The organism is Chryseobacterium daecheongense, from assembly GCA_027920525.1.
Classification (GTDB): domain Bacteria; phylum Bacteroidota; class Bacteroidia; order Flavobacteriales; family Weeksellaceae; genus Chryseobacterium; species Chryseobacterium proteolyticum.
Map to the genome: position 1 here is coordinate 4,254,573 of CP115858.1, position 20,381 is coordinate 4,274,953.

At 36.8% G+C, this 20,381-nt stretch carries 20 protein-coding genes and 1 riboswitch; of the genes, 10 read left to right on the forward strand and 10 right to left on the reverse strand.

The annotated features are described in order from the left end of the window. Position 1 precedes the first annotated feature (1 nt). The 3 genes from PFY10_19085 to PFY10_19095 form a co-directional block, all read right to left on the reverse strand. Entirely contained in the window at positions 2–736 is a 735-nt protein-coding gene (locus PFY10_19085; GenBank protein ID WBV56298.1) for a DEAD/DEAH box helicase, read from the reverse strand. A gap of 180 nt (positions 737–916) precedes the next feature. Beyond that, positions 917–1,072 carry a hypothetical protein gene (locus tag PFY10_19090; GenBank protein ID WBV56299.1) on the reverse strand — a complete coding sequence of 52 codons (156 nt, stop codon included), beginning with the start codon at positions 1,070–1,072 and terminating at the stop codon, positions 917–919. A gap of 419 nt (positions 1,073–1,491) precedes the next feature. Beyond that, positions 1,492–2,004 carry a hypothetical protein gene (locus PFY10_19095; GenBank protein ID WBV56300.1) on the reverse strand — a complete coding sequence of 171 codons (513 nt, stop codon included), beginning with the start codon at positions 2,002–2,004 and terminating at the stop codon, positions 1,492–1,494. A gap of 140 nt (positions 2,005–2,144) precedes the next feature. Here PFY10_19095 and PFY10_19100 point away from each other — a divergent pair, with 140 nt between their 5' ends. The 4 genes from PFY10_19100 to PFY10_19115 all read left to right on the forward strand — a co-directional run bounded on the left by PFY10_19100 (position 2,145) and on the right by PFY10_19115 (position 7,964). Further along, a complete protein-coding gene (locus tag PFY10_19100) occupies positions 2,145–3,557 on the forward strand; it encodes a PLP-dependent aminotransferase family protein (GenBank protein ID WBV56301.1) in 1,413 nt (470 codons plus the stop codon). 265 nt (positions 3,558–3,822) lie between these two features. Beyond that, positions 3,823–4,016, forward strand: a riboswitch (cobalamin riboswitch). A 404-nt stretch (positions 4,017–4,420) separates the two neighbouring features. After that, positions 4,421–5,329 carry a methylisocitrate lyase gene (gene prpB / locus PFY10_19105; protein ID WBV56302.1) on the forward strand — a complete coding sequence of 303 codons (909 nt, stop codon included), beginning with the start codon at positions 4,421–4,423 and terminating at the stop codon, positions 5,327–5,329. Continuing rightward, on the forward strand, positions 5,322–6,467 hold the full coding sequence (gene prpC, locus PFY10_19110) for a 2-methylcitrate synthase (protein ID WBV56303.1): 1,146 nt from the start codon (positions 5,322–5,324) through the stop codon (positions 6,465–6,467). Before prpB ends, prpC begins: the two co-directional genes overlap by 8 nt. Positions 6,468–6,512: 45 nt before the next feature. After that, positions 6,513–7,964: a bifunctional 2-methylcitrate dehydratase/aconitate hydratase gene (locus PFY10_19115; protein WBV56304.1), complete on the forward strand. Its 1,452-nt coding sequence runs from the start codon at positions 6,513–6,515 to the stop codon at positions 7,962–7,964. Between the two features lie 171 nt (positions 7,965–8,135). Here the strand turns inward: PFY10_19115 and PFY10_19120 are convergent, their stop codons facing one another. The 5 genes from PFY10_19120 to PFY10_19140 form a co-directional block, all read right to left on the reverse strand. Then, positions 8,136–8,465: a hypothetical protein gene (locus PFY10_19120; protein WBV56305.1), complete on the reverse strand. Its 330-nt coding sequence runs from the start codon at positions 8,463–8,465 to the stop codon at positions 8,136–8,138. Continuing rightward, positions 8,462–8,860 carry a DUF4267 domain-containing protein gene (locus tag PFY10_19125; protein WBV56306.1) on the reverse strand — a complete coding sequence of 133 codons (399 nt, stop codon included), beginning with the start codon at positions 8,858–8,860 and terminating at the stop codon, positions 8,462–8,464. The genes PFY10_19120 and PFY10_19125 overlap by 4 nt, the downstream gene beginning before the upstream one ends. A gap of 69 nt (positions 8,861–8,929) precedes the next feature. Further along, positions 8,930–9,505, reverse strand: a complete 576-nt coding sequence (locus PFY10_19130; GenBank protein WBV56307.1) for a Crp/Fnr family transcriptional regulator — start codon at positions 9,503–9,505, stop codon at positions 8,930–8,932. Between the two features lie 119 nt (positions 9,506–9,624). After that, positions 9,625–10,215, reverse strand: coding sequence for a hypothetical protein (locus PFY10_19135; GenBank protein WBV56308.1), 591 nt, complete (start codon positions 10,213–10,215; stop codon positions 9,625–9,627). A gap of 235 nt (positions 10,216–10,450) precedes the next feature. Beyond that, the gene (locus PFY10_19140) at positions 10,451–10,864 is read right to left on the reverse strand and encodes a hypothetical protein (protein WBV56309.1); all 414 of its coding nucleotides are present in this window, start codon (positions 10,862–10,864) and stop codon (positions 10,451–10,453) included. Positions 10,865–11,017: 153 nt separating this feature from the next. On the opposite strand from PFY10_19140, the gene PFY10_19145 reads away from it, so the two are divergent. Genes PFY10_19145 through PFY10_19160 form a run of 4 tightly spaced genes read left to right on the forward strand, consistent with a single transcriptional unit; the run spans position 11,018 to position 14,184 of the window. After that, on the forward strand, positions 11,018–11,581 hold the full coding sequence (locus PFY10_19145) for a TetR/AcrR family transcriptional regulator (GenBank protein WBV56310.1): 564 nt from the start codon (positions 11,018–11,020) through the stop codon (positions 11,579–11,581). 1 nt (position 11,582) lies between these two features. Next, the gene (locus tag PFY10_19150; GenBank protein ID WBV56311.1) at positions 11,583–12,995 is read left to right on the forward strand and encodes an MFS transporter; all 1,413 of its coding nucleotides are present in this window, start codon (positions 11,583–11,585) and stop codon (positions 12,993–12,995) included. Between the two features lie 3 nt (positions 12,996–12,998). Then, positions 12,999–13,508, forward strand: coding sequence for a methylated-DNA--[protein]-cysteine S-methyltransferase (locus PFY10_19155; GenBank protein WBV56312.1), 510 nt, complete (start codon positions 12,999–13,001; stop codon positions 13,506–13,508). A gap of 25 nt (positions 13,509–13,533) precedes the next feature. Next, positions 13,534–14,184: a DNA-3-methyladenine glycosylase gene (locus tag PFY10_19160; GenBank protein ID WBV56313.1), complete on the forward strand. Its 651-nt coding sequence runs from the start codon at positions 13,534–13,536 to the stop codon at positions 14,182–14,184. A 45-nt stretch (positions 14,185–14,229) separates the two neighbouring features. Here PFY10_19160 and PFY10_19165 read toward each other — a convergent pair whose 3' ends face one another. Then, positions 14,230–15,009: a nucleotidyltransferase domain-containing protein gene (locus tag PFY10_19165; protein ID WBV56314.1), complete on the reverse strand. Its 780-nt coding sequence runs from the start codon at positions 15,007–15,009 to the stop codon at positions 14,230–14,232. Between the two features lie 771 nt (positions 15,010–15,780). Next, positions 15,781–17,037 (reverse strand): divalent metal cation transporter, encoded by a 1,257-nt coding sequence (locus PFY10_19170; protein WBV56315.1) that lies wholly within the window; start codon positions 17,035–17,037, stop codon positions 15,781–15,783. Between the two features lie 354 nt (positions 17,038–17,391). On the opposite strand from PFY10_19170, the gene PFY10_19175 reads away from it, so the two are divergent. Both PFY10_19175 and ligD read left to right on the forward strand, forming a co-directional pair. Beyond that, on the forward strand, positions 17,392–17,583 hold the full coding sequence (locus tag PFY10_19175) for a DUF3606 domain-containing protein (protein ID WBV56316.1): 192 nt from the start codon (positions 17,392–17,394) through the stop codon (positions 17,581–17,583). Positions 17,584–17,676: 93 nt separating this feature from the next. Continuing rightward, the gene (gene ligD, locus PFY10_19180) at positions 17,677–20,373 is read left to right on the forward strand and encodes a DNA ligase D (protein WBV56317.1); all 2,697 of its coding nucleotides are present in this window, start codon (positions 17,677–17,679) and stop codon (positions 20,371–20,373) included. Positions 20,374–20,381: the final 8 nt, after the last annotated feature.

Below are 20,381 nucleotides of genomic sequence, written 5' to 3' on the forward strand. Positions count from 1 at the left end.
ATTATTTAGTTATTATATTAAAGTACTGGAGCGGATCGGCGTTATAAAGCCTGTCCGTTTTTTCTTTTTTTCCTACGGGTATCACTGTATGATCTGCATTTTTTTCTATAGGTGTAGGTTTAATCTCCACCGGGTTGCTTAGCAATGGATCAGCAAATCTTTTAACCTTGTCTGATATGACCGAAGAAAAAAGTAAGGTTTGTCTTTTATGAGGAAGAAGTTTAATAACTTTCTTCACATCATTCACAAAATTCGTATCGAGCATTTTATCTGCTTCATCTAAAACCAGGATTTCAATCCTGGAAAGACTGATAGGTCTCTGATTGATTAATTCAAGTAAAGCAGCAGGAGTTGTTATAAGAACGTCCACTCTTACTCTTAAAGCGGCAAGCTGATTTCCTTGTGATGTTCCATCATGAATGGTCAACTGGGATAAAGGAAGATATTTACTGTAAATTCTGAAATCTTCTTCAATCTCCACTGCTATTTCTTGTGTCGGCGTTAATACCAGTGTCCGTATTTCTTTATGTTCCGGTGCGCTTTTCTTCAACAGCTGAATAACAGGCATGGTAAATGCTGCTGTTTTTCCAGGTTCCTTAGGTCCAAACCCCAAAATATCTCTACCCATCAAAATCTGCGGAATAACATCCGCCTGTATTTCTGTCGGTTTAGAATATCCTGTCTCTGTAGCGGCGCGGATAATGGGATTAATTAAATTTAAATTTTTGAAATTCATTGATAAGGTTTGCCGAATCTTCGACCTTTGACCAATTCTTTATCAGGAATTGAATATTTATTTTATTGTTGGTGTATCGGAAAAAAATAATTTTTCCCGTTGTTTCATTTGCTTTGTTCACCAATAATCTGAATAAATAAAGATCGTTGCTGAGTTTGCAATAGCGTGGCATGCCTCACATTAAATGAGCACCTCTATACGCCCGTAAACCCTGGAGCCTGCGTAATGGTCTTCTTTTGTAATTTCTACTGAGAGTAAATCTCCTAAAGGAGTAAAAGGATCTTCAAATTGTTTTTCTATTCTTTGTTTTTTAAAGTTGCCTGTATATATATTCATTCAAGAAATAAATAAGGGTTAATTTTTGGCAGCTGAAAAAGCAAAAACTGAAAGAAAAAAATAAGTATTCTAAACTGTAACAGATAGCAAAGGCAGAGGCCTGGTTATTTATTAAGTGCAAAGATACGAAAAAATAAGGGATAATCGATGTTTTAATTAATTGATTTTCAAAAAATTGTTTAAAAACAGCTTTTAGCCATAAAGAATCGGGCTTCTGTTTGTAAATATAAGGTCAAAATCTTTTGTAATGGGTTGTTTTTTTAATTAATGTATTACATGATCCTGTCAGCAACATTATATCTGCTAACAGGATCTGTTTGTTGAGGTTGCTTTTCCTCCTCTAAGCTAAGAAAATTAAAATATTGTCCACATCTGTTCCAAAAAATAACAATGTAAATATGTGAAAGGAATAGTCTTATTTACTTCAGCTTCAGTTCGTATATTTTTGCAGGGAGTGAAAATGCTTTCAGTGTGGTCGTTTTTATAAATTCAAATCCAACCGAATTGAAGAATGAGAGCATGGGATCATCTTCAGTTATGCTGATCCAGATACGATCTGTAAAAGTAATAGCTGATCTGCTTTTGTTCCATAATGATTGTCTTATTTCAGGCTGATCATATTCAGGAAGGATAGAAAAATCAATTATTTCCGTCATTCTCTCCCCTTCATTTGCTTCCGGATATAATGATCCGCTTTTAAAAAGGCAATAACCGACGGGTTCATGATCTGCAAACACCATAATGAGCTGGGTGGATAAGTCATTCAGGATATTGATCATTTTCCTGTATTCTACATTTTCGGCAAGGTATTCTTCAATTTTTTCCGATGAAACTTTTCCAGAATAGGTATTTCTGATATATGGTCTCATGACAGCAAAAAGGTGATCGATTCCCTGGTCTGATCCTACGGTAAATTTGGATATAATTTCCATTATGATTCTTTTTTACCCAAAGCTAATGGATTATTAAACTGTTGTATGAGTACAGTTGAGTACAATTGAATCAGTACAGTTGGTTTTTAATCATTTGTGCGAACACATTTGTACATTTGTTATGAAAAAGATGAAACGCCATGAAGACGTACAGATATGAGATTTTTACCACTGCTATTGAAGATAAAATAAAGACTGGAATGTTAAAGCCCGGCACCCGTCTACCATCTGTGAGAGAGATTAAAGAAAATTATCATCTGAGTACAAGTTCGGTTCAAAGTGGTTATGATCATCTGGTGATGAAAGGATGGGTGAAAAATATTCCCCGCTCCGGTTATTTTGTAGCAGATGATGTTCCACAAATAAGCAGTGAAAACTTACCACTTTACCCGGTCTCAAAAAATGAAGTTTTCAATAAAAATGTTGCTCTGATTTCATCAAGAAATAAGCCCTCCGAATATGCCTCATTTAATTCGGCGGCACCTACGGATCTATTGATTCCGCAAAAGCTCATTTTAAAAAAAATGCAGAAAGTGATCCGCGAAAAAGGGACTTCACTTCTTCGCTACTATCCTGCTAACGGGTCTTTAGAACTAAGAGATCTTATCGCTAAACGTACTTCTCAATATGGATACACATTGCATCCTGAAAAATTAATCATTACTGATGGAGCATTGCAGGCACTTTACATTGCCCTGGCATCTGTGACGAATGCCGGTGACCTCATTGCTGTTGAAAGTCCGTGCGTTTTTTCTGTTTTGGAAGTAATTGCCAATCTGAAACTTAAAGTCATAGAAATTCCTGTCCGGGATAGAAATGGTTTTGATACGGCATATTTAAAAAAGATATGCGCGGATCATGATATCAGATCTCTTGTAGTTACACCTAATTTTCACAATCCTACAGGAATTCTGATGTCGGAAACTGTAAAAAAAGAACTGCTTTCCATTGCGGAAGAATATGAGTTTCCGATTATCGAAAATGATATTTACGGAGACCTTTATTTTGGCAATGAGAGACCTTCGGGGATCGGGAGTTTTGATACCGGTGGTTGGGTAATAACTTTTTCTTCTTTTTCCAAAACATTGGCTCCCGGTATTCGCCTGGGATGGATGCATTCGGGAAAATTCCATGCGGAAGCAGAGAGAACCAGGTTTGCCTTAGGAAGATCTGTTGCTCCGGTATATCAGGAACTGGTCATTAAACTGCTTGAAGACCATAGCTATGATAAACATTTGCGTTCATTTCGTAAACAGCTATATAAGCAGGCCAAAGATGTGTTAGAGATATTAAAAAGCCATTTTCCGGATGGGGCTTATTTTGAAGATCCTCAGGGTGGATACAGCATTTGGGGAAGTTTGCCTGAAGGAGTGGATATGGAGAAATTTTACGCTTATTGCGAACAGCAAAGAATATTATTTACTCCCGGAGAAATTTTTAGCCTTACCGATCAGTTCAGGTACCATTTCAGGATTATTTTTGCAGAACGTATCACATCCCATAGCCTGTTGGCTTTGCAAAATATAGGTGAGAATTTGAAACAGATATTGTGAGTGTTTTTCAGGCTTTTATCTGTTAATTCAGAATCATATTTTCATATTGAGAGCATATGCTTTTCTCAATAATCGTGTTTGTCGGATTTTTTTGCAAGTGATTTTTACATAATCAAGATCATTTTAATTATGATTTTGAAAATTGAAAATATATTTATAATGCCTATTTTCAAAGAATTACGAATTCCTAACTGTTGTTCGTAAATAATTATTTTCGTGTTTCAATAAAATACCTATATTTACCACCAAGGAGTTCATTTATACTTCTTTATCAACCGGAATTGGTTACACTTAGCTGTGAATTAAAAGGGAATCGTGTGTGAATCACGAACTGTCGCGCAACTGTAAGTAACACTCAAAAGGTTTTTATCAATCAGGGTTCACTGTTCTTTTTTTGAATGGGAAGGACGATAAAAATTGTTACAAGTCAGGAGACCTGCCTATTTCGAATTGACGATGCTTTCGCGATCTGAAGCTTATAGTCAGGTATGATACGATGTGATAACAGTGCCCGATATCTTTTTGTGTACATTATCATTTTTAAGAAATGGTTTACAGGTTTTGCTTTTCAGGGCTGTATCATTTCTACAGCTTGCTCGTATTAGTCCCTTTCCATAATTTTCTCTTTTACAAAGTATTGTGAAGTTTTATCAGCACCTTTTATATTGATTTATAAGCATTACAGGCTGATGGCAGCAATCTTTGACCGGATTGTTATTACATGAAAATGTAATGAGGCTGTTCAACCATTCATTAAGGTTTATAGGTCGTTTAATTATTTTAATCATTTAAAGAATAATCTTTCTTTAAATTGTTGGAAGAATGTGAGTTAAAATACATCAAAACGAACAATAATATTAAAGATGAGTAAAAATGTAAGTCTAGAGTCTGCCGGATTACGTTTCCGGGAGACGATGCAAAAAGAAAACCCTCTTCAGATTGTCGGGGCTATCAATGCCAATCATGCATTGCTGGCGCAGCAAGCAGGATTCAATGCTATTTATCTTTCCGGAGGAGGAGTTGCTGCAGGATCGTTGGGAATTCCGGATCTGGGAATTACGACCCTTGAGGATGTTCTGATCGATATTCAACGAATAACCAATGTATGTGATTTACCTCTATTGGTGGATGTAGATACGGGGTTTGGTCCTTCGGCATTCAACGTAGCAAGAACTGTAAAATCATTAATTAAAGCCGGAGCAGGTGCTTTGCATATTGAAGACCAGGTGGGAGCGAAACGTTGTGGGCACCGTCCAGGTAAAGAAGTGGTAAGCAAAGAGGAAATGGTAGACCGTTTGAAGGCTGCTGTTGATGCTCGGACGGATGAAAATTTTGTGATCGGGGCACGTACTGATGCTTTTGCCAATGAAGGGCTTGAAAAAACATTGGAAAGGGCTGTTGCCTATAAAGAAGCCGGAGCAGATTTCATCTTTGCGGAGGCTGTTCCTGATTTAAGCTATTATCAAAAGTTTGTAGACGCTACAGGTATTCCTGTACTGGCCAATATTACAGAATTCGGAATGATTAAAATGTATACTGCTGATGAACTGAAAGATGCGGGAGTCGGTTTGATTTTATATCCCCTTTCTGCTTTCCGGGCGGCAAATAAGGCAGCACTGAATGTTTACGAGCATATCCGGAAAGATGGAACCCAGGCTCATGTAATTGATACCATGCAGACCCGGGAAGAGCTTTACAAAAGTATTGGATACCATGATTACGAACAAAAATTAGATAACCTATTTAAACAGAACAAGAATGTCAATGAATAACGAACCAACATTTAAGCCTAAGAAAAGTGTAGCGCTTTCCGGGGTTGCCGCAGGTAATACTGCACTTTGCAGTGTAGGAAAAAGTGGAAATGATCTCCATTACAGAGGTTATGACATTTTGGACCTCGCAGAAAAAGCAGAATTTGAGGAGGTAGCCTATCTTCTTATTTACGGACAGCTACCAACAGGAGCCCAGTTAAAAAACTATAAAGCCAAATTGAAATCACTGAGAGGATTACCACATTCTGTAAGAAATATCCTGAAAAGTATTCCTGCAGCTGCCCATCCGATGGATGTAATGCGCTCCATGGTTTCAGCAATTGGAAGTATTCAGCCTGAAAAAGACGATCATAATGTGGCGGGAGCAAGGGATATTGCAGACAAATTACTGGCATCATTCAGTTCCGGACTTTTGTATTGGTATCATTATACGCATAACGGAAAAGAGATTGATGTAGAAACTGATGATGATACTATTGGGGGCCATTTTCTTCACCTGTTGCATGGTAAAAAAGCACCCGATTCCTGGGTGAAGGCAATGGAAATCTCTCTTAATCTGTATGCAGAGCATGAATTTAACGCTTCCACTTTTACTGCGCGTGTTATTGCGGGAACCTCTTCAGATTTTTATTCCTGTATAACGGGAGCTATCGGCGCTTTAAGAGGTCCTAAACATGGTGGGGCGAATGAAGTGGCTTTCGAAATTCAGAGTCGTTATAATTCCCCGGATGAAGCGGAAGAGGATATCAGAAGGCGTATTGGTAACAAAGAAGTAATTATTGGATTTGGACATCCGGTGTACACTATATCGGATCCGCGAAACGTAGTGATAAAAAAAGTAGCGAAAGAACTTTCCGAAGAGGCAGGAGATATGTTGCTTTATCATATTGCTGAAAGGCTGGAAACCATAATGTGGGAAGAAAAGAAAATGTTCCCTAACCTGGATTGGTTCTCAGCGGTTTCGTATCATCTGATGGGAGTACCAACCCTTATGTTCACTCCGTTATTTGTTATTTCAAGAGTCACCGGATGGAGTGCCCACATCATTGAACAAAGGCAGGATGGCAAAATTATCCGTCCAAGTGCCAATTACACCGGGCCTGAAAATAAAGAATTTGTTCCTATCACAAGCAGATAATACAATCAATTTAAAATATAAACTAATTAAACTTAAAACAAAAAGATGTCATCACACATTTCAAATGAAAGACCACAACCGGATCAGGTATTAACAGATATTGCAGATTACGTATTGAACTTCGAAATTAAAAACGACCTGGCCTGGAAAACGGCCCACTACTGCCTTTTAGATACTATTGGATGTGGATTGGAAGCTTTAACTTATCCTGCATGTACGAAATTATTGGGACCTATTGTAAAAGGAACTGTTGTTCCGAATGGTGCAAAAGTGCCGGGAACTCAGTTTCAACTGGATCCGGTTCAGGCGGCTTTCAATATTGGAGCTATTATTCGTTGGCTGGATTTTAATGATACATGGCTAGCTGCAGAATGGGGACATCCTTCTGATAACTTAGGAGGAATTTTAGCAACCGCTGACTGGTTGTCCAGAACCCATATTGCAGAAGGAAAAGCTCCTTTGAAAATGAAGCAGGTGCTGGAAGCCATGATCATGGCGCATGAAATTCAGGGAGTAATTGCTCTTGAAAATTCATTCAACAGAGTAGGTTTAGATCACGTTTTATTAGTGAAGTTGGCTTCTACGGCCGTTGTAGGGAAATTAATTGGATTAACCCGTGATGAGCTGATCAATGCGATCTCATTGGCCTTTGTGGACGGACAATCTTTAAGAACATACCGTCACGCTCCTAATACAGGAAGTCGTAAGTCATGGGCAGCCGGAGATGCCACTTCCAGAGCTGTGCGTTTAGCATTAATTGCCAAAACCGGCGAAATGGGTTATCCTTCGGTACTTACGGCTAAAATATGGGGATTCTATGATGTTTCATTTAAAGGAAATGAATTCAAATTTCAGCGTGAATACGGTTCTTATGTAATGGAGAATGTATTGTTTAAGATCTCTTTCCCTGCTGAATTCCATTCACAAACAGCCGTGGAAGCAGCTATGACATTGCACCATCAATTAAAAGGGATGGGTAAAACAACTGAAGATATTAAAAAAATTACTATTCGTACGCATGAAGCGGCTATCAGGATTATCGATAAAAAAGGTCCCCTGAATAATCCTGCAGACAGAGATCATGCGATTCAATATATGGTAGCGGTACCTCTTATCTTCGGAAGGCTGACTGCTGCCGACTATGAAGATAATATTGCTTCAGATCCAAGGATTGATATTCTTCGTGATAAAATTGAATGTATCGAGGAGGTTCAGTTTACCACTGATTACCATGATCCTGAAAAACGTTCCATTGCCAATGCATTAACAGTAGAGTTAAATGACGGAACTGTTTTGGAAGAAGTAAAAGTAGAGTATCCTATAGGACATAAACGAAGAAGGGATGAAGGAATTCCTGAACTGATTAAAAAGTATAAATTGAATCTCGCCCGTATATTCCCGGAAAAGCAGCAAAGACTTGTATTGGAAAATTCTCTGGAGTATGATAAGCTGGTTAACCTCAATGTTAATGAGTTTGTGGATCTTTTGGTTATTTAATTATCTGAAATTCAATAAATAATTTCAGGAAAATAAAATAAATACTGACTTACCAAACACCTTAAAACAGATATTTGATTTTTTTTCAAAGCCTGAACAATCGTGAAGTTCAGGCTTTGATATGTAATAACTTTTTATTGAAAATAAAATTGAAATTGTATCGAAGAATACCTACGTTTTGATGACTCCTATCAAGCCTGCAAGGATAGCCATTCCGAATAAAAGATAGAACACTTTCGTTGGAACATTTTTCCCACTGTATATTCCGCAAAAAGTTGAAACTCCTAAAAACAAAAATGATTTTGGGATGATCTTATATAAATTGATGTGAGGGTATTTCAGGACGACAAGGAGAATTCCTGTTAATAAAATGGTAACTCCAATAAGAATGTTTTTTTTATGAAGAACCTTATTCTGTTGAGGAAATAATATGGCAAGCTGAATAATAAATACTAAGAATGCGATGAAATGTAAAACCAGAACGATATTAAATAAAATCATGATAGTATTAGTTTATGGTTTTGTAAATAATAAAATCCACACGACAGACAAATGATAACGGCGATCAGGTGGGAAACTAAATGACCGGCAGTGGAGCCAGGATGTGATAGTACGACGAAGAAGTCTGTAGCTGGAATGATAGTTCCTAAAACCAGGATAACACCTAATGCGAAGAACTGTTTTTTCCATAAAAGAAGGATAATGATCAATCCAAAGAAAAAATCACGGATTCCTTTGATATACTGAAAAGAAAAATCCCCATTGGTAACAGTACGGATACCATAATCTATTTCAGCACCAACAGGATTAATAAAAAAGCGGATTCCAATGTAAAGTAAACCAATACCTGAAATGAGGCTAAGCCAGAATGATGTTTTTTGTTGTAAACGTTTCATAAGAACTTTATTTTGTTGATACAAAATTCTTCAACGTTTAATAGAAATTGATGCACCCAGGTTAATAAATCATAAAAGTGATATTCTTTTTCTGATTCTGCTCAATGATTGTGGCTTTACTCCCACATAGGAAGCAATATAATATTGAGATATCCTTTGTTGCAGATCAAAATGCTCCTTAATAAATTTTTCGTAGCGGGATTTTGGAGAATCCGTATAAAATGAATTCCTGTCTTTTAATGTTTTGATAAGAACATACTCAATAGATAGCCGTCCAAATCGCTCTCCATTTTTTACCTGTTCATACAGCTTCTGAAGATTTTCATAGCTGATGGTCCAGATCCGGGTATTTTCTAAAGCCTGAATGAGTTGCTTAGATGGTGTCTGCGGGCCAAAGCTTTCAAAATTACAGGTAAATTCATTTTCTTTTGAGAAGCCATAAGTTCTTTCTTCCCCATCATCATTGATGTAATAACGGACAAGACCATTTTCAATAAAGCCGACATATTTGCAGATTTCACCTTCCTTAAGGAAAAAATCTCCTTTTTTATATTCTTTCAATCTGAATAAGTTCTGAATTATTTTTTCTTCATCATAACTTATTTCTACTATCTTTTTTATAGCCACAAGTAAAGCATTATCCATTCTAAAACAATTTAGTTAGCGGTAAAACTTATATCAACAGTATAATTTTGATAATATGGAAAGTTACGGCTTTCAATTAAAGAATAATAAACTTTGCGCTCAGTATTTTATTGAGCAGATTACTGATATTGGTATTCGATATTACTCCACAAAACAACATCACCGGATTCGGTCATTTCTGCTGGTTTATTAAAAGCACTTTTACCGAAAATAGTTTCATATTGTGTAACACCAAAAGTGTTCGTTTGTGAAATCAGCATGGGTCCGAAATCAGTTCTTGGAACTTTTTTTACATACCGTAGTGATCTCTTTAATGTAAATGAAGATTTTTCTCTGTTAAAATTACCGATATAGGTCAATTCGTTATGATCATTGATAAATACAGAATCCTTGTCCATTGTAATGGTATATTTTATGCCGGCTGATGTTTCGGAAATCAGCTGTAAAGAGCTGTTTTTTATGTCAAGACTTATTTTCCTCCATATTGGTTCCTGATAAGTTCCCCAATAAGCAGTCAGATAAGATTCGCCGGGATCAGATTCCTGGGCAATCGGTCCTTTATAAAGAGTAACATTTTTTACAAGATAATTTTTATATTCCAGGTTATATAATGTTTTTTCCGTTGGTTTTGGTTTTTCAGAAATATCATCATTTCCCGCACATGAAATGAGTAATGTCGAAACTAAAAGAATATTGAGAATAGGTTTCATTGCAATTTAAAATTGTATCGTCAGGATAGTTTTTACGTATGTTTAATTCACGGTAAAGATACTTATTATTGTATTAAATCTCCTCAAATACTTTATATATGGGCTTTTTAATAATTGTTAAATTTGCAATGAGCTAGTTTTTAGTAATTTAATTTTTGACAGTATTCATTAAATTGCGTCAAAAATGTGATGGAAAAAATACTTTCTTCAATTCTAATAAGGTTGACTGTTTAATTTAATAAGCCCTTTCAATATTGATTTCTTCATAAGTGTCCCACATATCAGTAGTGATTTTCGTTACCGTTAGTTCATTGCCATTTATTGAAGCTTTGTAATTGACAAAATTAAGGGTCATATTTGAAGAGGAACTGTTATAATATCCCTTTTGTATTTCATATTTTTCGCAGTTTATGTACGATACAAAAGTTGCAGGAGTAGTATCGATAAGCTGATCGATCTGGTAGTATGATTTTGCAGCACAGGTACCATCATGCGATACGGTAAAGGTTACCACCCCATTTTTTTTCTTAAACGACTGGTACAAATAGTATCTGGTAGATTTTTTAGATGGGGCAGGAGAAGTATAATCCGAATCACTTATGCAGGAAGTAAGAAAAAGAATTGATAAGACCAGCAGGAACACTTTCATAATTTGATGTTTTTGCAAAGATATACTTTGATATTATATAATGCTATTACTTTCATTAATGGATATCTTAACATAGCTTTTGATATATACATTATAGAAAAAAATGAAAATTTAAATATACAAGTCTGTCTATTTAATTTATATCTTTGTACCATGAAACAAAGAGGACAAGTTGTAACCGACAGGATATTGGATACCGCCGAACGTTTATTTTATAGACAGGGTTATAGTAATACCGGTATCAATCAGATCATTGAAGAGGCTGATATTGCCAAGGCATCTTTGTATAAACATTTTGAAACAAAGACGGACCTGTTGATCGCTTATATCCGCCGTACGCATGAGCTATGGTTCAGCAGGCTGGAAAGCAGTGTCAACAAAGTTAAAGATCCTAAACAGAAACTACTGGCACTTTTTGATCATCACACCGAACGTCAGAAATTCAGGCAGTTCGGAGGCTGTCCGTTCATTAAAGCAAATGATGAAGCAGGGACAAGTGATCCGGAAGTTTTAGCCGAAATACAATCAGCTAAAGTGCACAGTAAAGAATTTATAAAAACCCTTGTTGAAAATTCCGGACATAAGAAAATATTGTCTGATGAAGAGCTGGCAGAAACAATCTACGTTATGCTGGAAGGCGCTATTGTTACCGCCTCCGTCTTTAAAAAACCTGACGAAATTCATTCTGCCAAAAAAATCATTGAAAAACTGATCTAGAATGAAAGATATAAAAAATAAGTGGCTGGAGCTGATCATTGTATTGGCTGCACCTTTACTTTCTGTAATTGATGTATTCATCATCAACGTGGCGATACCTACCATTAAAAAAGGAGTTCATGCGACTGATGGCGAAATGCAGTTCGTTATTGCGGGATACTTGCTTGGTTATGCTGCTTTTCTTATTACCGGAGGTAGAGCGGGAGACCATTTTGGAAGAAAGAAAGTTTTCTTTTGGGGAATGTTTGCCTTTACAGTTGCTTCATGCTTATGTGGTCTTTCGCAATCCTCTTTTCAGCTGAATGCAACCAGGATACTCCAGGGGCTCAGTGCATCATGTATGGTTCCGCAAACCATAGCGTTTATACAAGTTCTTTTTACTGATACTAAAGAGCGGGCAAAAGCATTTGGCCTGTATGGTATAACACTTGGAACTGCTGCAGCCATCGGTCAAATGCTGGGAGGATACCTATCGGATACCCATTGGTTCATAGAAGGCTGGAGACTCGTGTTTTTTATCAATCTTCCTATCGGGATCGTTACACTTTGGGCAACTCATAAATACCTCACGGAAACCCCGAAACATGAGTCTACAAAATTCGACTATACAGGAATATTGATTTTAACACTGGCATTATTTTCCCTTATTTATCCCCTGATCCAGGGTCGTGAATCAGGGTGGCCAGTGTGGAGTTTTGCATTGCTTATTTTATCAGCCATTTTGTTTACATTTTTTATTTATAATCAGAAAATTAAACTTTCCAGAAATGGAAACCCTTTGATTGATGTAAGATTGTTTAGAATAAAAGATTTCAATATCGGTCTGGTTGCGGTATTATTTCATTTTATGCTGCATACGGCATATCTTTTACTCAGTGCCGTTTATTTACAAAATGGATTGGGTATCTCAGCAATGGATAGCGGATTGTACTTTGTTGTTCCCGGGATTTTATTTATCATATCATCTCTTATGGCGTCGAGGCTGATTGTTATATTTGGAAAAAGAGTATTACAAGTGGGAGTGGTTATTCTGTTTATGGCATTTTATCTCCAGATGACACTTTGGAAACCCGGGATCAGTACCTCGCTGATTATCGGTCTAATGGGAATGTGGGGACTCGGAAACGGATTGGTCCTTCCTTCATTATTAAATGTTGCTCTGAAAAATGTACCTTCACAGTATGCAGGTGCAGCTGCTGGAATCTATTCAACTTTTCAGCAAACAGCATCGGCACTGGGAGTAAGTATCATTGGAGGTGTGTTCTTTTATTTTTCAAAAGACGGCTGGCAGGAGGCTTACCATTTCGGGGTTATCTGTCTGTTGATTTGCGTTGTAATCGTAGGGCTGATGTTACAGTTACTTCCCGGAGCAAAATCGGTAAACGAAACTAATGGAAAAGTACTTAAAACATGAACCATGGATGATAAAAGGCTAGTATACAAAGATGTTTCTTCTCCTGTCGGATTAATCAGGGTAATCGCTTCAGATGTGGGGCTTGTGGCTATAATCTGGGAAGGCGAAGATTATAAAAGAACCCAACTTTCTATTCCGGAAAGGGAAGATCTGCACCCTATACTTTTACAGACGGAAAAAGAGTTAAAAGAATATTTTGAAAACAGCAGAAAATTCTTTGATGTTCCATTGGATCTGGAAGGAACGGAATTTCAGATTAAAGTCTGGAAAGCTTTATTGAAAATTCCTTATGGTATGACAAAAACCTACGGGGACCTGGCTAAGATTCTGGGAGATACAAAAGCAGTACGTGCAGTAGGCGGTGCTCTAAATAAGAACCCCATCTCAATTATTGTCCCTTGTCATAGAGTAGTAGGAGCGTCAGGGAAATTGGTGGGCTTTGCCGGAGGGTTGGAAAACAAATTAATTTTACTTGATCTCGAGAAAAGCTTCAGAATGCCGTCTTTATTTTAAATTTAATATAAAAAAAACAGATTGTATGGAATCAACATCGGAGACCAGAGTTTTTAACCTTGAAAATTTCCATCAGCTATGTGAGCATTTAGCAGCTCATGATCAGGATTTAAGGGAAGTTTTAGAAAACCACGGTTACCCGCCGATGTGGACCCGTAAGAACACTTTTGAAACACTAGTCCATATTATTCTGGAGCAACAGGTTTCATTGGCTTCTGCTTTAGCTGCCCTCAATAAACTAAAAGAAAAAATGCAGGAGATTACTCCTGAACATATTCTCAAACTTACGGATGAAGAGTTGAGAAAATGCTATGTAAGTCGGCAGAAGATTGTATATATCAGAGGTCTTGCAGAAGCCATTATAAAAGGTGAAATAGATCTTGAAAAGCTATCGGAAATGTCGGATGACGAAGCACGTAAAACATTAGTAAGCCTAAAAGGAATAGGTAACTGGACAGTTGATGTTTATCTGATGTTTACCCTTCAGCGGGCAGATATATTCCCGATTGGGGACCTGGCTGCGGTCAATGCTTTAAAACGTTTGAAACAACTTCCGTCCAAAGTTGCCAGAGAAGAAATACTTGAAATCAGTGAACAGTGGAAACCCTTCAGGTCTGTCGCTTCTATGATGCTCTGGCACTATTATTTGTCTAATGCGAAAAAGAGGACCGGATGAAAACCATTATTGAATCGTAGTTTTACGTAAAGATAATCTCAAAAATTATTCTTCTTTCAGCTCTTCAAAATAAAGCATTACTTTTTTTTCAGTTTCATCTTGTAAGATTATGTTGTTGCCGAAGAGGACGTTCCTTAATTTCCGGTATAATAAAACTGAATGGTGGAGGCATTCCAATAATGAGTGCCGATTGTATTGTGGCAGGGTAAGTTTTAAATCTTCAAGATCTTTAATATCCAGATCTGTTTCTACTTTTCTTACACCTCTCGGTAAATTATTGTTTTTGATATGGAGGAGTGGTCCAAAGACACTCATCCTCAAAAAACCTAAGAAGTCAAAGGCTTCAAAATACTCACCTCGACCCACCTTCAGTAAAGCGTAATGTATCCATATCCAAAACCGGTCTTCAATCCACTGATAGTCCGGATACGGAAAACTGGAGACGGAATGGTCGATAACTTTCTGAAGTCTGCCATTTTTGTCAAGAAGAATGGTGGGGGTTTCAACTCTTTCATGAAATTCCTCCAAAGTGACAAATTTTAGATCTACATGCAAGAGAGGGTTGTCATATAAACAAATTAAAAGCCTTGGTTCCCCAACATGTTCACCTGTAAATGCTGAAAGGAAATTACCCAAACGTTTTGCATAATTAATCATCACATTTTTGTCTCCTGTAACTTTTTGTTCGGTTACAATAATCAAATCCAGATCAGAAAATTCATCCATCTGATCTGATATCCATGAGCCTCCGACAGCCAAACCGATGATGGTCTCATCAGTTTGCAGAATCTCTTTAGCCTTGTTTGCAAATTCAACCTGTATCATTTCGACGTTTTAATAACGGTATTGTTTTTATATGTCAAGAAGCCTAAATTATAAAAAATAACAAATAGGTGAGCTAATATATTTTGAAGCCATTACGTCTTCGAACCATTTGAGATATTAGAAGTAGGAGCTAAAGATTTCTTTGACTGTTAACCAGGAATCTTAAGAACTGGTGTATGAGACCAGCATGTCTACCAATTCCGCCATCCGGTCTTGCAATTGGTGTGCATAAAACGGGTTAAAGAATTTGAATAATAAAAATTTTTGATTTTGTTAGTAAATTATACCAAAAATAAAAACCTCCGAAAATACTTTCAGAGGTTTTTTGTACCCGTAACCGAAGAAATATCGAAACATTTGGTGCAAGATTTGGAAAGAATTTTAGAAATTAATAATCCAGTTATGTGAGCTTGATGGGATTATCTTCAAAACAATTTCTTGCTAATATTGATCGAATTTTAAAAAGTATTAATGATCTGGAAACCAATAGTACCGCCCAAGTCTTAGTAAAGTAAAGGATAATATTAAATTGACACGTAAAATATCTACGGGAGATAGTCCTTTGTGGAGTTTTCAGTGGAAAATAATTATATGTAATTTTAGGATATATATGAATAAAAAGGATATCTAGGACGGGCTTTTTCTAACTGTAGAAAAGCATTTATAATCAGCCACTTCTTTAGATAAAGGATAGTAAATATTACAGAGTTACCTACGGAAACAGTTACCATATCAATTGTAAGAGGCAAATCTACGTTATACTTCTACTAATTAGAATAAAAAATAAATAAGTCCAACGGCCGCAGCTGTCATAAGTATAAATGTTAGCACACCTAAAATATTTGATAACCTTGTATTGGTATGTTTACCCATAATCTTTTCATTATTTGCAATATGCATAATGACAGCAATCATTACGGGCGCCGTTAGTCCGTAAACAATTGCTGTATACAGAAGTGCTTTAATGGGACTTACACCAAAAAAATCGAGTGATAGGCCAATAAGTAACGATATAATTATGGATCCGTAGAAGGGTTTCGCCTGTGAAAACTTCTTATCAAGACCTGCTTTCCATCCGAATGTCTCTGCAAGCATATAAGATTGGGAGCCTGCGAGCACCGGAATAGCCAGCATTCCTGTACCCAAAACTCCAGAGGCGAAAATAAAATAGGTAAGTTTTCCTGCCAACGGTTCAAGAGCCTTTGCTGCTTGATCCACAGTATCAATCTTGTGAATTCCGCCATTGAACAGCACAGTGCCTGTTGTAAGAATCATAAAAAACATCACCATGTTGGAAAGTAACATTCCTAAGTTTACGTCAGTTTTCATTTCACTCAATATACTTTTATCTACGAAAACAACGCCCTTATGCTTTTGATCTTCTGCTTCCATAGTGGTTTGCCAGAAAAAAAGGTACGGTGAGATTGTTGTACCAAGAATTGCTACTATAATTGAAAGAAATTCTTTATCAAATTTAATTGTTGGTATGAAGGTTTTTTTTGCAACCATTGCCCAATCTTGCTCCACTAAAAAGGGAACAATAATGTAAAGGAGTAAGCTAAGGCATAGCCATTTTAATATCATTGCTATTTTCTGGTACGGATATCTGATGATTATAAAAAGTAGAAGAGTTGTTAGAATCACACAAAAAACCGACACGGGAATTGCTGGACAGATCATATGAGCGACAGCTCCCATTCCCTGTATATCTGCACCAATATTCAAGGTTATTGCAGGAAAGCTAAATATGAGCATACCATACAGTATTGGTTTAGAATAGTTTTTTTTCAGTGTAACTGTAAGACCTTGCGCTGTAACAAGACCAATTCTTGCACACATGCCTTGTATAGCTGCCATGAGAGGGAAAGTTAGTAAGGCGGTCCACAATGTTGAAAGACCAAATTGTGCACCTGCTTGGGAATATGTTGCAATGCCTGAAGGATCATCATCGCTGGCACCAGTTATTAAGCCAGGCCCCAATTTCTTGAAAAAAGCAAGAAGTTTTGAATCATTTTTGTTATCTGCCATAGGAGTATTTTTTTAATTTGATCCATAACCAGCCCTCTCACGAAATAACAAAATCCAAGCCATTACATACTTTTAGCCATTAAATCAACTATTTTCTGTTACTAATAAATAAGTGAATTTTATATGCTATAGCTTTTATAGTAGTTGTGATTTGGTTCTTTGCAAAAGAAGCTTATGAGCATTCATAAATCTATTATTAAAATTTATCGTTCCATAAAACGTTCTCACTTAAAATCATAAGCCTTCAATTTCAAACTTTCTTTTTTAATTATTGTATAAAATAAATAATACGTAACGGCGTAATATTTGTATTTTTTTTAATCACCAAATGTAAATCACTTAAAATATTAAACCATGACAGACGATAAATCTAAAAAAGGGAAAAAAGACCGCAAACAGGTAAGTGGTTCAGAAAATTATGAAATCCAGTATTTCAAGGAAAAAATGAGAGTAACCTCACAAGCCGTTGTTGGTGCTATAAAAGCAACCGGTTCTAATGACCGAAAAACATTAGAAGATTACTTAAGGAAGCGTCACCAAAAATAGCAATACTTGCATCATTAGAGTGTCAGCTGTGCATTTGTTAAGTGCGGCCAAATTTTTAGATTCTAAAATCCATTAACTTAAAAAACAATTGGTATGGCTTTAGAAAAATATCGTGAAAAGCGGTCAGAAGAAAAGACTCCCGAACCCTTTGGGGGTAAGCCATCTGGCAAAGAATTGAGGTTTGTTGTTCAGAAACATGATGCTTCCCATCTTCATTACGATTTTCGTCTTGAAATGGACGGAGTATTAAAAAGTTGGGCGGTTCCTAAAGGACCCTCCCTGGATCCGAATATTAAAAGACTTGCTATGATGGTTGAAGACCATCCATATGATTACCGGGATTTTGAAGGTATTATCCCAAAGGGACAGTATGGTGGGGGTACGGTGATTGTTTGGGACGAAGGTACTTATGAACCTTCGGAGCCAGTGGAAGGAGATTTGAAAAAGCAGGAGAAAAATCTATTGCACCAACTTCATGCTGGTAAGTTGAAAATAAAGCTAAATGGTAAAAAACTAAAAGGAGAATTCGCCTTGGTAAAAGCTTATGGTAGGGGCGAGAATAGCTGGCTTCTGATGAAGCTTGAAGATAAATACGCAACGACCAGGGATATTACATTAAAAGATAAATCCGTGATTTCCAAAAAGACAATAGTCCAGATGGAAAAATCTCCAGATAAAGTTTATGGAAAACCTAATGTAAAAAAGGAGAGTAGGCTCAAAGATAAGACTACTGAAAAAAAAACGACTCCAGAACTCATTGAGGAACAATTAAGCTCAAACAGATCAGAGAAGGAGGATATTGATGTGGATAAGATTTTAAAAGGCGCGCCAAAGAAGGCTTTTTACAATCATGTACAACCAATGCTTGCTACACTTGTGGATAAGCCCTTTGAAGATAAAAATTGGCTCTATGAAGTGAAATGGGATGGGTACAGGGCAGTGTCCTTTTTAAAAGGGGGCAAGGTTGAGATCAAATCTCGTAATGACAAAAGCTTTAACGAGAAATTTTATCCGGTATATGATTCGCTCAAGGCGCTTAATCTTAATGTTATCTTGGATGGAGAAATAGTCGTTGTAGGGGAGGATGGCAAGGCTGACTTCGGATCATTACAAAACTGGCGCAGTGAGGCAGACGGAACTTTACTGTACTATGTCTTTGACATTATATGGCATGATGGAAAGGACCTTACAGACCTTACCTTATGTCAGCGGAAGGAAATTCTAAAAGAAATATTAGAGGAGAATGATATAATAAAAATCAGTACACCATTTTATACTTCCGGGATAGAATTTTTGGAAGCTGCAAAGAATAGGGGACTTGAAGGCATAATGGCCAAAAAGAAGGATAGTTTGTACCATGTACATGTAAGGACAAAGGACTGGCTTAAGATCAAAGCCAATAAAAGACAGGAAGTGGTTATTGGAGGTTTTACGTTGAATGATGACTCCAGAAAATCTTTTAGCAGCATCCTTGTAGGAGTTTATGAAGGTAAAGATCTTGTGTATAAAGGAAAAGTGGGCACAGGATTTAATGACAAGTTGCAGAAGGAGATGATGGAACAATTTAAGCCACTGTTCACTAATAAGCCTCCTTTTTCTGAGGAGCCTGATGTCAACAAACCTTCCCGATTTCGGCCTAATCCGCCTCATGCTTCCGTTACATGGCTAAAGCCTAAACTTATCTGTGAAGTAAGTTTTACAGAAATGACCAGTGATGGAGTCATGCGTCACCCTTCCTTTGAGGGGATGCGGGAAGATAAAGACCCAATGGAAATTATTCTTGAAAAAGAAATTGATACAGCTCAGATTACTGATGAACATCATGAAAAAATAATAAAACCTGCTGGCAAAATGAAAAGGAAAACCTTATTGAATCCTACTGAAAAGACACAGGTGAAAACCGTCAATAAGCACGAACTTAAATTTACAAACCTGGATAAGGTTTTTTGGCCAAAAGCAAAAATTACTAAACGCGATTTGATCAATTACTATTACCAGGTAGCACCATTTATTCTTCCTTATTTAAAGGACCGCCCTCAGAGTATGAACCGATTTCCCAATGGTATTGAAGGTAAAAGCTTTTATTTTAAAAATGTGACAGATACAGCACCGGACTGGGCTGATACTTTTTTGTATAAGAGTGAAACAGATAATGAGGACAAGCACTACCTTGTTGGGAAAGATGAAGCAACATTGTTATATATGGCAAATCTTGGCTGTATCGAGATGAATCCCTGGAATAGTACAATAAAAAAACCTGAACATCCGACATACTGTATCATAGACCTCGATCCTGATAAAAACTCTTTTGATCAGGTAATCGAAACCGCACAGGTTACAAAACAGATTTTAGATGATATGGGTATAGATTCTTACTGTAAAACAAGTGGATCGACCGGTCTTCATATTTATATTCCGTTGGGAAATAAATATACATATGAACAGTCCAAAGAATTTGCTCGCGTAATAGTCACCTTGGTACATCAAGAACTTCCTGATTATACAAGTTTGGAACGGGTCATTAAAGACCGTAAGGGAAAAATGTATCTTGATTTTTTACAAAACAGGCCTCATGCAACTATTGCATCGGTGTATTCTGTGCGACCAAAACCTGGGGCGACTGTTTCTATGCCTCTGCATTGGGATGAAGTTAAAAAGGGACTTAAAATGAGTGATTTTCATATTTTCAATACATTGGAGCGATTGCAAAGTGAAGGCGATATATTTAAGCCAGTGCTAGGAAAGGGAATTGACCTTAAAAAGATAATTGATAAATATGCTGGGAAATGAAAAATGCC